The sequence below is a fragment of the Paenibacillus sp. FSL R5-0475 genome (assembly GCF_038004585.1).
In the GTDB taxonomy this organism is placed as follows: domain Bacteria; phylum Bacillota; class Bacilli; order Paenibacillales; family Paenibacillaceae; genus Paenibacillus_AQ.
Window position 1 is genome coordinate 2,875,065 of record NZ_JBBORK010000001.1, and the last position, 12,643, is coordinate 2,887,707.

The 12,643-nt window shown below is 43.3% G+C and carries 15 protein-coding genes; all 15 read right to left on the minus strand.

Features of this window, described 5'->3' with window-relative positions:
- Nucleotides 1-12: 12 nt before the first annotated feature.
- Nucleotides 13-567, minus strand: a complete 555-nt coding sequence (gene frr / locus MKX41_RS12850) for a ribosome recycling factor (RefSeq protein WP_042189424.1) — start codon at nucleotides 565-567, stop codon at nucleotides 13-15.
- Entirely contained in the window at nucleotides 567-1,295 is a 729-nt protein-coding gene (gene pyrH, locus MKX41_RS12855; protein ID WP_036688491.1) for a UMP kinase, read from the minus strand. Before pyrH ends, frr begins: the two co-directional genes overlap by 1 nt.
- A 105-nt stretch (nucleotides 1,296-1,400) precedes the next feature.
- Complete coding sequence (gene tsf, locus MKX41_RS12860; RefSeq protein WP_042189425.1) at nucleotides 1,401-2,051, minus strand: translation elongation factor Ts; 651 nt, start codon at nucleotides 2,049-2,051, stop codon at nucleotides 1,401-1,403.
- A 132-nt stretch (nucleotides 2,052-2,183) separates the two neighbouring features.
- Nucleotides 2,184-2,885, minus strand: coding sequence for a 30S ribosomal protein S2 (rpsB, locus tag MKX41_RS12865; RefSeq protein ID WP_036688493.1), 702 nt, complete (start codon nucleotides 2,883-2,885; stop codon nucleotides 2,184-2,186).
- Nucleotides 2,886-3,046: 161 nt separating this feature from the next.
- On the minus strand, nucleotides 3,047-3,691 hold the full coding sequence (locus tag MKX41_RS12870) for an endolytic transglycosylase MltG (protein WP_339796791.1): 645 nt from the start codon (nucleotides 3,689-3,691) through the stop codon (nucleotides 3,047-3,049).
- Nucleotides 3,688-4,266 (minus strand): hypothetical protein, encoded by a 579-nt coding sequence (locus MKX41_RS12875; RefSeq protein WP_339796794.1) that lies wholly within the window; start codon nucleotides 4,264-4,266, stop codon nucleotides 3,688-3,690. The genes MKX41_RS12870 and MKX41_RS12875 overlap by 4 nt, the downstream gene beginning before the upstream one ends.
- A 39-nt stretch (nucleotides 4,267-4,305) precedes the next feature.
- Nucleotides 4,306-4,617, minus strand: a complete 312-nt coding sequence (locus MKX41_RS12880) for a hypothetical protein (RefSeq protein ID WP_445164939.1) — start codon at nucleotides 4,615-4,617, stop codon at nucleotides 4,306-4,308.
- A 149-nt stretch (nucleotides 4,618-4,766) separates the two neighbouring features.
- The gene (locus tag MKX41_RS12885) at nucleotides 4,767-6,170 is read right to left on the minus strand and encodes a DUF342 domain-containing protein (protein ID WP_076299235.1); all 1,404 of its coding nucleotides are present in this window, start codon (nucleotides 6,168-6,170) and stop codon (nucleotides 4,767-4,769) included.
- Nucleotides 6,171-6,198: 28 nt separating this feature from the next.
- Nucleotides 6,199-6,987: a FliA/WhiG family RNA polymerase sigma factor gene (locus MKX41_RS12890; protein ID WP_042189430.1), complete on the minus strand. Its 789-nt coding sequence runs from the start codon at nucleotides 6,985-6,987 to the stop codon at nucleotides 6,199-6,201.
- A 188-nt stretch (nucleotides 6,988-7,175) separates the two neighbouring features.
- Nucleotides 7,176-7,586 carry a hypothetical protein gene (locus MKX41_RS12895; protein ID WP_340970942.1) on the minus strand — a complete coding sequence of 137 codons (411 nt, stop codon included), beginning with the start codon at nucleotides 7,584-7,586 and terminating at the stop codon, nucleotides 7,176-7,178.
- 2 nt (nucleotides 7,587-7,588) lie between these two features.
- The gene (locus MKX41_RS12900; protein ID WP_076285426.1) at nucleotides 7,589-8,086 is read right to left on the minus strand and encodes a chemotaxis protein CheD; all 498 of its coding nucleotides are present in this window, start codon (nucleotides 8,084-8,086) and stop codon (nucleotides 7,589-7,591) included.
- On the minus strand, nucleotides 8,079-8,672 hold the full coding sequence (locus MKX41_RS12905) for a chemotaxis protein CheC (RefSeq protein WP_371915738.1): 594 nt from the start codon (nucleotides 8,670-8,672) through the stop codon (nucleotides 8,079-8,081). The genes MKX41_RS12900 and MKX41_RS12905 overlap by 8 nt, the downstream gene beginning before the upstream one ends.
- A 36-nt stretch (nucleotides 8,673-8,708) precedes the next feature.
- The gene (locus MKX41_RS12910; protein WP_076285425.1) at nucleotides 8,709-9,170 is read right to left on the minus strand and encodes a chemotaxis protein CheW; all 462 of its coding nucleotides are present in this window, start codon (nucleotides 9,168-9,170) and stop codon (nucleotides 8,709-8,711) included.
- 27 nt (nucleotides 9,171-9,197) lie between these two features.
- The gene (locus MKX41_RS12915; protein WP_340970950.1) at nucleotides 9,198-11,270 is read right to left on the minus strand and encodes a chemotaxis protein CheA; all 2,073 of its coding nucleotides are present in this window, start codon (nucleotides 11,268-11,270) and stop codon (nucleotides 9,198-9,200) included.
- Nucleotides 11,271-11,304: 34 nt separating this feature from the next.
- Nucleotides 11,305-12,636 carry a protein-glutamate methylesterase/protein-glutamine glutaminase gene (locus MKX41_RS12920; protein ID WP_339242118.1) on the minus strand — a complete coding sequence of 444 codons (1,332 nt, stop codon included), beginning with the start codon at nucleotides 12,634-12,636 and terminating at the stop codon, nucleotides 11,305-11,307.
- Nucleotides 12,637-12,643: the final 7 nt, after the last annotated feature.

The following is a 12,643-nucleotide window of genomic DNA, read 5'->3' on the forward strand; positions in this document are numbered from 1 at the left end:
TCTAGAATATCTTTATACTTCCATAATCTCTTTTTCTTTGGATACAAGCACTTTGTCGACCTCGGCTATGAACTTATCCGTTGTCTTTTGAATGTCTTCCTGATGGCCACGAGACTCATCTTCCGAGATACCGTTTTTCTCCATCTTCTTAATATCATCGTTGGCATCACGGCGAATGTTGCGGATCGCTACTTTCGCTTCTTCACCAAATTTCTTCGTCAATTTCACCAAATCCGTCCGACGTTCTTCAGTCAGCGGAGGGATAGAAAGACGAATGATTGTGCCGTCATTAGCAGGCGTCAAACCGATATCAGATTTCATAATCGCCCGTTCAATGTCAGACATCGATGTTTTGTCCCACGGCTGGATTAACAGTGTCCGGGAATCCGGAGTACTGATGTTCGCCAGCTGATTGATTGGAGTTGGGGAACCATAATATTCAACTTGAATGCGATCTAGCAGTGATGTTGTTGCACGTCCTGCACGCAATGTTGCCAAGTCACGTTTCAGCGATGAAATCGCTTTTTCCATACGCTCTTCGGCATTTTTTTTGACCGATTGTGGCATTAATCTACACTCCCTTTAACAATCGTTCCGATCTTCTCACCGAGAACGACACGTTTGATATTGCCTTGTTCAGTAATGGCAAATACAATGAGCGGTATATTATTATCCATGCATAGAGATGAAGCTGTTGAATCCATAACACCAAGGTTTTTGTTCAGAACATCCATGTAAGTGAGCTGTTCAAATTTCTCGGCTGTGCTGTCTTTAAACGGATCTGCTGAATATACACCATCAACCTTGTTCTTCGCCATCAGAATAACTTCTGCTTCGATTTCTGCTGCTCTAAGTGCTGCAGTAGTATCTGTAGAGAAGAAAGGGTTTCCTGTGCCTGCTGCAAAAATAACAACACGGCCCTTCTCCAAGTGGCGAATCGCACGACGACGAATGTACGGTTCAGCAATTTGCTGCATCGAGATCGAAGTCTGCACTCTTGTTGGCACATCGATTTGTTCTAATGCATCCTGCAGAGCAAGTGAATTCATTACTGTTGCCAGCATGCCCATATAATCTGCAGTAGCGCGATCTATGCCACTTGCACTACCAGCGATCCCGCGCCAAATGTTACCTCCACCACAAACAATCGCAACCTGAACGCCAAGCTCTACTACTTCCTTGATCTGTTCAGCGATGGAAATAATCATGTCGGCATCAATACCATATCCGTTTTGTCCTGCCAAAGACTCTCCACTTACCTTAAGGACTACTCTCTTAAATACCGGCTGTTCCAAATGTATACCCTCACTTTCTGCAAAAGACGGAACACTACGTGTACGTGTTCCGCTCTTCTGATGCTTGCCTTTATTCAATTCTTCACATTTATGATGAAGCTGATATTAATTATTTACTTGTGCCATAACTTCTTCAACAAAGTTATCCACTTTCTTTTCCAAACCTTCGCCTAGTTCAAAACGAGCAAAACGACGGATCGAGATGTTTTCTCCGATTGTGCTGATTTTTTCGTTCAGCAATTGGGAGATCGTTTTGTCTGGGTCTTTAACGAAGGTTTGCTCAAGCAAGCAATATTCTTCGTAATATTTACCAATACGTCCTTCAACCATTTTTTCAATGATTTTCTCAGGCTTACCTTCATTCAAAGCTTGAGCTTTCAGGATTTCTTTTTCTTTTTCTACATCTTCTTGTGGAACTTCTTCACGACGAACATAACGCGGGTTTGCTGCAGCGATTTGCATAGCGATATCGCGAGCAAAATCCTTAAAGGAATCTGTTTTACCTACAAAGTCAGTTTCGCAGTTGATTTCTACAAGTACACCAATACGGCCGCCAGCGTGGATGTAAGATTCTACAACGCCTTCAGTAGCAATACGTCCTGCTTTGTTTGCTGCTGCGGACAAACCTTTTTCACGAAGCAATTCAGCCGCTTTAGTGATATCGTTATTAGCTTCTTCAAGCGCTTTTTTACAATCAAGCATACCAGCGCCTGTTCTTTCACGAAGTTCTTTTACTGCTTTTGCATCAACTGCCATTGTTTATTCCCTCCAGGTAATTGTCGTTTTCTTACATTATTCAAGGCTTTTATCCTAAAAAAAGGGCAGTGAGAGGTTATCCACCTGCCAACCACCCTTTTCATTTAAGTTCTTGTATGTGTTAGTCGCTACTTAAGCAGTAGTTGTGTCTTCGCCTTGGTGAGCTTCAACAACAGCGTCTGCCATTTTACCAGTCAACAATTTCACGGCGCGGATAGCGTCGTCGTTACCTGGAATTACGTAGTCGATTTCGTCTGGATCACAGTTAGTATCAACGATAGCTACGATTGGAATACCCAATTTGCGAGCTTCTGCAACTGCAATACGCTCTTTACGCGGGTCAATGATGAACAACGCGCTTGGTAGACCTTTCATGTTCTTGATACCGCCCAAGAATTTTTCAAGACGATCTTTCTCTTTGCGAAGAAGGATAACTTCTTTCTTAGGTAGAACTTCGAAAGTGCCGTCTTCTTCCCAAGATTCCAATTTCTTCAAACGATCAATACGTTTTTGGATAGTTTGGAAGTTAGTAAGAGTTCCGCCCAACCAACGTTGGTTAATGAAGAACATACCGGAACGTTCTGCTTCTTCTTTTACGGAATCTTGCGCTTGTTTCTTTGTTCCTACGAATAGGATTGTGCCGTTGTCACCAGCGACGCTTTTCACAAAGTTGTAAGCTTCTTCTACCTTCTTGACTGTTTTTTGCAAGTCAATAATGTAAATTCCGTTTCTTTCAGTGAAGATATAACGATCCATCTTTGGGTTCCAACGACGAGTCTGGTGACCGAAGTGTACCCCAGCTTCTAGAAGCTGTTTCATGGAGATTACTGCCATCTTCACACACCTCCTAAGTTTGGTTTATTGTGTGTCTCCTCCGCCGTGCGTCATCTTTCAGCAAGACTTTCTTCAGAAGAAAGCACCCCTTGTCGAAATCAACCGGCGTGTGTTTTAACACCGTCAATTACTATACCATATTTTATTAGTGTATGCAACGATCATTGAAAACTTATTAATTTTTCTAGTATAGAATCTAGACTCTCGTCTTTATTAAAGGTATAAGAACCCGATTGAATCTTCGTATTGATCTGGCGTTGATTGGCGGCTTTAAGAAAACTAGCCTTGTCCTTAATGACTTCAGCCTTCTCCAAAATATCTGCTGTTTTTGTCAGTGTGCTACCTGAAGGTATACGAACAACAACCCCTGCATTCGCAGTGGCTTTAGGCTTATCAGGTGCAACAGCAGATGGTGCAGTAGTGACCTCTGGCTTCTCAATAGTGCCTTCTTTAGGCGTTGAGGGCTCTTTAGGAGGGACAACCTTATTAGGGTTATCAGATACTGTAGGAGATACTACAGGAGCGGGAGAAGCCGCTACTGTAGGCTTAGAAGGTTCCACGTTCTCCGTACTTCCCTCATTAACGCCGTCTGTCTTCTGACCTTGAACAGCATCCTCCAAAGCAGACTCATCAGAAGGAGGTTCAGTAGATTCGTCGATAACCTTCAAGTTCAATTTCTCAGCACCTTGTATTACCTGTTCCTTGGTGAGTGGAGCCGCTCCACCGGATATCATTAACTGAAGTAATAGTGCGCCTGCAATTAGCCCTGTGCCAAGACCGAACAAAAAAGAACGGTTCTTCATCATACCGATTCCTCCTGTTTGGCGAGTTGCAGAATCAGTTGCACTTCTCCCCGCTGAAGTCCAGCCGTCTTGGCAATGGAGTCTATCGATTTCCCCTGCTCATGTAGTTCAAATAATCTTGGATACCGCAATTTAATAGAACTAATGGGTTTCGCTTTCACTTCTGGTTGTATTGAACTCAATTCAGCTCCGGCAGACGGGTCTCCGATCGCCGCAACCTTAGCATACGAACCCTTCTCAACCGAAACTTCCAACTCTCTTAACCGCTTTTCTTCGTTAGTTACTCGGCCCTCTAGTAATAAAGAGCTTTGTTGTAATTCTGTCAATTGATGCTGCAAATCACTAATCTGCCCTTGCATTGCTACATGATTAGTTTGTGATTGCTGTTTAATACTGCTGACCAACTGTGCTAGCTCTTCATTCTCGCGCTCTATGTCCGCCATATATAGCTCAAGCGCTGCCTCCGTTTCTTTGAGGCTTTGCTGCTCTGCTTTTCCTTCCTTCATACGCGCTGGAAGTAAAAGGGCATAAAGAATAGCGGCGACACCTACTAGCACAATATACACCCATGGTTGCAAGTGCCTTATCTCCTTTTACATATCAAATATAATTACTTATTAAAGACTCAGATCAATGCGCTGTCCTTTGTAAGGATGTTCCGCATCACGAGTGCCTGACTTCGAACGTTTCTCCGAGGAAGGATTCCCTCCGGAATGTTGATTGCCTTTATCTCCGCCATCGCGTAAAGCAGATTCAGAAGATTCATCCACTTCAGCGCTTCGCATGGTCATTTCCTGACTTTGTTTCACATTTTGTCCGGCCAGTTGATGCTGATCAATAGCGGGGCGCTGCTGAGATTCATTCTGAACCTTACCCGCTTCCGTAGTCCGAGGTAGTGCAATTTGCAGTTCCACTGGTTTTAGGCTCATCATAACCCTCTTCTCATAAGAAGAAACGATGTTGTCATCTTTATGAAGACGATAACCGTTTCTCGTAAAAATATAAGGATAATGTATAACGTGAAACTTATACTTTCTTATATTTCAAGAATGGCCGGCCGCTATTGCTGCCCACCTGATTAATTGTATGGCGTTAAGGATATATCACCTTCACTATAAACAAACACAACGCGTTCTGTGGGGTCCTTTACAAATCGTGTATATCTACCGATCATAATTTTGGATCCGCCATAGATCGTTTTGATCACTTCAACTCTAGCTCTGCCTGTATCTTCTAGCATTCTTTCAATCTCTAGTACACGTTCTTTAATTCTTTTTTCCTCACGTTGATGAGACTGTTTAGTAGCATTCAATTTAACGCGAAGTGCCACTTTATCTGCAGGGAGTTGACCATTAGTTGCCAATTGATTTAATAGATACAACGCTTTAGACGTTTTGTCCTCATTTTCAAGTAATTGACGCAGTGATTGACGTAGCTCGTTAATCTCATTTCTGAGCTCAGGTACTACTCCTACCTCAATAGAAGTCGCTGTGGACATGGTATTGCCTATGGTACGTGCTACGACTCTTTCCCCTGACTGTACAGTTCCGCCAACTATCAATCCCTTAGCCCCATTACAAAGAACGTCTCTGCCCGCACGTATATTGGAATGCATAATGCTCTGGGATACAATGACATCTTCACCAGCTGTTACATTACCATCTTGAATGAAAGAGACCTTAACATTTTTCCCAGCAGTTACATGTCCTTTGTTATAGCCGATAATTCCACCCGTAATTTCGATGGATCCCCCAGAGATTAATTCCGCTCCTTCAACTCCACCAACCACACGAATATCACCGGCGGACTTTACAGAAAATCCTGAAAGTACGTTTCCTCGAATAACAACGGTACCTACAAAATCAATGTTCCCAGTACTGTAGTCCACATCACCATTCACTTCATACACAGGAAATACATTGATTTTACCGCTATCAGTTAAAGTAACAAGACCGTCAATTGCAGCATACATCGAGGTTCCATTGTTATCAACGAGTACGTTCTTACCCACTTTAAAATGAGCTTCCCTTCCAGCTCTGAAAGCAAGCTCATCACCAGTTACAGTCTTACCATGCTTACCAGGCTGAGCAGGGATAATTCTAGCTATCAGCTTTCCTTTGAGGACGTTACGAAGCCGAACTAAATCTTTATAATCCACCTTACCATCCGCTTTTTCAAGCGGCTTGCGATCCTCTTCCAGATCAACAGTAAGCATAATACTTCCGTCGACTCCATTTACTGCAGGTTCACCTGTAGCAATAGCGACTTTACTCCAAAAAAACTCCTCCGGATGACTACAAATACGTCCAACAATATCACGCTGGACCCCGTAGCGAATATTGTGACTGTGCAGGAAGCTTTCCAATTCTGTAGGAGAGCAGGAAAAATTCTCATCCTTTTTGGAGAACTGCAAATACGCGATCCCTTTGTCATCCGAAAAAGTAATACTTAAGTACTGATCCAAAGCATTTTGACCGATCAATTTTGCTCCCCCTTGTCACCACTAACGGTTAATCGTTCTGCATAAGTAGATCGCGATTCTTCTCAAGCGTTCCCCTCAGCCGCAAAATAGCCTTGGAATGAAGCTGCGAAATCCGTGAAGGAGATAGTGACATGACCTCTGCGATTTCGCTCAATGATAAATCTTCATAATATAAAAGGGACACAACGGTCCGTTCTTTCACCGTTAATTTCTCAATACCTTTGGTGAGGGCTTCGCGTAAGTAGAACTCATTTACCTTGCTATCCGGATTCTTAGCTTTATCGTCCACCAGTATGGACATTCGGGTCTCTGATTCCTCTTCACGAATCGGGTCTTCCAGTGAACATAGTGACATTACAGCCACATCCTGCAACATATTTTGAAATTCAGTTACACTAATATTCAGGTATAGACTCATTTCCTCATCACTAACGGATCTCAAATACTTCTGTTCCAACTGCTGATAAGCGTCCTCGATTTTTTTAGCTTTTTCTCGCACAGATCTAGGGACCCAATCACTTTGACGTAAGGAATCTAAAATCGCACCACGTACGCGCCAGGAAGCATAGGTCTGAAACTGCAATCCCCGTTTGTAGTCGAATTTTTCAATCGCATCAATTAATCCCATTACTCCATTGCTGGCTAAATCATCTTTAGATACATTTTTGGGCAATCCCACAGCCAAACGGCTGGATACATAATCAACAATATGGAGATAACTCTCTATCAGCTTCTTTTTGGCTTCAGGGTCACTGTGTTCTTTCCACTGTTCCCATAGCTCGTCAGTTTCCAATTGAGAAGCTTTACGCTCGTTCAATAGCTTTCACCCTTCCCAAAGTTTAGTCAGAGAGCTTGTCGCGGCGAAACCTGCCTAGTCACAAGCATAAACGCCTTCGGCATCCTTATGAGGACGGTAGCGTTTAAGCGAGAAATATAAGGATAATGTATAAAGTGAAACTTATACATTCTTATATTTAAGATAACCGATTCCGCCACAGCGCTCGCTTATTCTTCTTTCAGGTGACGAACGGCCTTGGCCAATTCTTCAGGATCTTTCATAGAGACTAGTTTTGGGGGTGTGAGCGGCTTGAACCCCTCACTGTTCCCACTCCCTTGTCCTGGCTTCGGTTTGAGTAGATTAATTAACTCTTCATCCTCATTAGGGGTACTGATGTCTAGCTTTGCACCAAGTTCTTCTCCCTCAACATCCTGTTCATCCGGAGGTGATGATTGATACACGATAAAACCCAATACCCATCTTAGGAGGAAAGCAAGCAGAAACCAGATGATAAATCCTAATAGGCTTCGTAATAAACTAGTACCGAGAACATTATTACTGTAGGTTACAAAAAATGTGAATACAAAACCTATCAAACCAAACAGAAAGTTTATAAGAATGTTTCCTATCATCTTCATATTTATATTTCCTTAGCGCCTTTTTGCACACTGCGAATGAACAATACACCAGTGTTGCAGGCAATTTCTATCGTACGGCCATAATTACCGCCCGTGTCTTCCGCTATTAACGGAATTTTCAAATGCTCAAGAGCAAGTTTACAAGATTCAACATTACGAGGCCCGATCCTCATGGTGTCGCTCCCCCCGGCAAAGGCAAACATTTGTGATCCTCCTGCCATCTTGGCTACGATCCGACTCCGAACCGCACCAAGCTCCAGCAAACGGGATAAGAGCTCCGGCACTGCAGTATCTGCAAACTTAGCGATGTTTAATTGCCCTTCCCTAGCAATCTCAGAAGTAGGGAGCATCACATGCGCCATTCCCGCGAGTTTTTTTCCAGGGTCAAACAATGTCAATCCCACGCAGGAGCCAAGACCCGTTGTACGAATCAAACTATCCTGGCTTCCAATGTTAAGATCTGCCATCCCTACTTTAATGATGCTTTGTTCTTCAATCATTTTCAAATGGAACTCCTAGCGATTTGAAGATTTTCGGGAATGATTCCGGATCGGGAATAAGGAAAAATTGCCCTTCAATTTCGTTTTTCCCCTCAAAAAAGGTAGTATCGATCAACAATGCATCGTCACCCATTTGCCCAAATTGCAGCAAACCGTAGCTTAGGATGGCTCCAGCCATATCCATAGCAAGTGCAGGAACTGTTGGATACATAGAAAGTGAGGTAAAGTCAGCAAGAGAAGATAGGTACGATCCTGCTAATATATTTCCAATTTCACTCAGCGCGGAAAGTTCCATTTCTCCAAGTTCTTGGTCACTCAAAATCTCTATGCCTGCAATGCGACTGAGTAAGTTCAAAGCGGCTTCCGGGGAAAGTATGAAAAACAGGTTGCCCGGAGCTTCTCCCTCCACACGTAAGAAAACTGCATATACTAGTTCTTCAGCTCCACCAACTTTGTCCGTAATCTCTTCAAAGTTGAGAAGCTGTACCTTGGGAACAGCCATATCAATCGGCTTATTCAAGAGCTGTGATAATGCGGTGGCTGCATTCCCAGCTCCAATATTCCCGACTTCCTTAAGCACATCCATTTTAAAATCCTTATAGTGCTTAAATAATTCCACAGGTTAGCCCTCTAGGCTTTCTAATTGAACGATTTCGCCTTTGTTAAGCACTTCTGACAGATTAAGCATAATCAGCAAGCGCTCTTCACCTATCTTGGCCACCCCATCTAAATACTTCGCTTTGATGCCGCCAACAACATCTGGAGGTGTATCGATAGAATCCCTGTTCAAATCTATTACATCATTTGCTGAATCTACAATGAAACCTACTTCCATTTCATTAACAGATACGATAATTACACGTGACTGATCTGTTTGCTCCGCCTCTTCGATTCCAAAGCGGCCTCGAAGGTCAATCACAGGGATAACAACACCACGTAAATTAATTACACCCTTGATAAACGAATACGTTTTAGGCACACGAGTTATGGGCATCATGCGCTCAATGGTTTGTACCTTCTCAACTTCGATACCGTATTCCTCTGAACCTAATTTGAACACTATCACTTTAATATCTTCAGCCATGGAACGAACCTCCCTGTTCTATCCTAGTTATTTAATAAAAGCGTTCGGATCAATAATAAGTGCGACTTGGCCATCTCCAAGTATCGTTGCGCCAGATATCCCTTGAATTTCAGGTAAATATTTACCCAGATTCTTGATAACGATCTCGTTCTGACCAATAAAATCCTGTACAGCTAAGGCTACAAGACGTTCTCCCTTACGTACAACTACGATCTCTGTCTCTTCTTCAGTACTCTCATCATAATCAGGTACCGAAAATAGACGACTTAGAGAAACTAGTGGAATATGAGAATTCCTGAACTCTATCATTTTGTTGCCATGAATCGTACGGATTTGAGTGTTCTGCACGATTCCAGTTTCCACAATAGAGGATAATGGAATGGCATACTTCTCAGAACCCAATCGAATAAGCATGGCTGCAATAATAGATAGAGTAAGTGGCAACTGAACTGAAAAATTCGTACCTTTGCCTGGTGAAGAATAGATCGTTACATTACCACCCAGGGAAGAAATCTTAGATTTTACTACATCCAGTCCTACGCCACGACCTGAGACATCAGAAATAACTTCTGCCGTGCTGAAACCTGGTGCAAATAGTAATTGATAAGCTTCATCATCCGTCATATTCTTCGCTTGCTCTTGCGTGATCACGCCTTTTTTCACAGCAGATTTCAAAACCTTCTCTGGATAAATGCCTGTTCCATCTTCCTCAATTTCAATGAAGACATGATTTCCGCTGTGGAAAGCACGTAGATGAACTGTCCCAGTCTCTGGTTTACCAGCAGCAATACGGTCAGCAATGGATTCAATTCCGTGATCAACCGCATTACGCAATAAATGTACAAGTGGATCACCAATTTCATCAATTACCGTCCGGTCAAGCTCTGTTTCGGCACCCGTTACTATTAGATCTACTTTCTTGTCCAGCGACTTAGCTAGATCACGAAGCATACGTGGGAACCGGTTAAATACGGTATCTACTGGGACCATACGAAGCTTCATCACAATATTCTGGAGATCTCCGCTTACTCTGCCCATATGCTCGACAGTTTCCGTAAGATCACCATTCTGAACCTCAGAAGCCAGCTGCTCTAAACGAACTCTGTCAATCAGAAGTTCACTAAATAGATTCATGAGCACATCTAAGCGTTCGATATCTACACGAATCGTACGTGAAGGCGCCCCTCCTGTTTTAGTTGCTCCCGGCTTATTAGCTTCATCTTTGGTAGGCAATGGTTTAGATGCTACTGAAGCAGCTGGAGCTGTTTCCTCTACAGTGGCTGTTGCGGCAACCTCTGACACGGCAGCTGCCGTTTCTTGACCAAGCATTTTCAAGGATTCTTGATCTAGTGCTACTGCTGTTACTTTATCAATCTCAGACAAATTCATAATCATTGCCTGAATCTGATCAGCGTTTTTTTGGGTTATGTAATAGAGTGAGAAGCTTTGGTCAAATTTCTCTTGTTCTATATCTTGAACGGATGGGAAGGATTTAACTACTTCCCCCGAACGTTCGAGCAGATCAAACACCATGTATGCACGTACAGCCTTAAGTTGACAATCCTTACGGATCGTTACGTCCACATACAATGCATGATGCCCTTCCTGAATCGATTGTTCTAGAACAGAAAATTGGAACTCATCTAAATGAATCGGAGTTTCAGCTGCTTGTGAAGTAGGCATATTAGCAGCAGATGCTGTACCGCCTTCAACAGGAATCTCACCCCGTACGATAGCCTGTAGGGATGAGACAATGGCTGATACATCTGCTTTACCTTCGCCACCGCTAGTAATATCCTCAACCATAGACTCTAAGGCATCCAAACTTTTGAATAACGTATCAAAAATGAAATCCTGCATGCGCAGCTTGTTATTACGTACAAGATCTAACACATTCTCCATTTGGTGTGTAAGTGAGGCCAAATCTTCAAAGCCCATAGTCGCTGCCATACCTTTTAAAGTGTGCGCAGAGCGGAATATTACCTGGACGATACTAAGATCCTCAGGATTCGCTTCCAATCCCATCATGCTCTCGTTCAATGACTGCAGATGATCATTCGACTCATCAATAAACATGGATAAATATTGGTTCATGTCCATAGTAGAGCACCTCCCCTTCGAGTTCGCTTTTCCGTTATTTAACGGCTTGCACTAACCTTGGAGCAATTTCTTGCAAAGGCAGTACATATTTGACGCACTGCAATTCCACCGCAGATCGCGGCATCCCGTAAACGACACAGGTCTCTTCACTTTCAGCAAATGTTGAGGTAACCCCTGAGTCATAGAGAGATTTCATCATCCTAGCACCATCACTCCCCATCCCTGTCATCAGCAACACGTGCCGATCTAGAGATGTGAGTGGAAGCAATGATTCGAATAAAACATCCACTGAAGGTCGGTGGCCATTTCGCGCCTCCTCCTTCGTGAGTACAACTGCATATTGCCCTTTAGATGTGGGTGTAACTTGTAAATGATAGCCTCCAGGCGCAATGTAGGCTGCTCCTTTTCGTAATATCATCCCCTGCTCTGCTTCTAACACTTCTAGCGGACTGAATGTATTCAGACGCTGGGCTAGTGATTTCGTAAAGTTAGGCGGCATATGCTGCACAATGACAATAGGAGCTGGAAAATCCGCTGGAATTTTCTCCAGGAGTACCTTCAGTGCACGAGGTCCGCCTGTAGAACAACCGACAGCAACTAATTTGTGCAAATTCTTGCTACCAACCATTCGATCTGGAGAAAGTCCCGGAGACTCAGTAGATACCTCCACTAAAGACTCTATCACCGGTTTGGGCGGAATTGGTTTATTCTCTACTTTAGTCTTTGGTTTAGACTTTTCGATTAACGGTGTTTTAGCAGAGATGATTGGTTTGGTTGCTTTTTTAGGGATAGTACTATCTACTGGCTGTTTCCCCCGAGGTTTTCTCATTTCTTCATCTTTGAGAGAAGATTTAAGTGCTGCCTTGGATTTGTCCGGTAACAATCTCGGTGCAGTCGGCAGTAATGGCTCTAAAGGCGTGATGTCAGGCATCCTAAAAGCAGATGCTCGCGCTTCACGTTGCTCTCGAGCCAACATAGCTTCTTTCATTTGCTCCCTTAGGGATTCCCCTACGCCCGTTATATCCTGGGAATTTGATATTGAAGGTTTACGAATGAAATCAAAAGCGCCCCATTCCAGTGCAAGAATGGTTTCCTTCATGCCCTCTTCATTGATGCCTGACAGCATAATCACTGGCAGCGGATCTGACGCCATTATTATTTTCAGCGCTTCCAGGCCGTTCATCTCCGGCATTTCCACATCCATAGTAACTAGATCCGGCCGAAGTTTGTTTATTTTCTCGATAGCCTCGCGACCATTTGTGGCTGTTGCCGTCACCTGAAAGTCAGCGTCATTTTCAATTAAATCGGAAATGATCTTGCGCATAAATGCAGAATCATCAACAACCAAAACTTTATATGGCTTCATATCATTT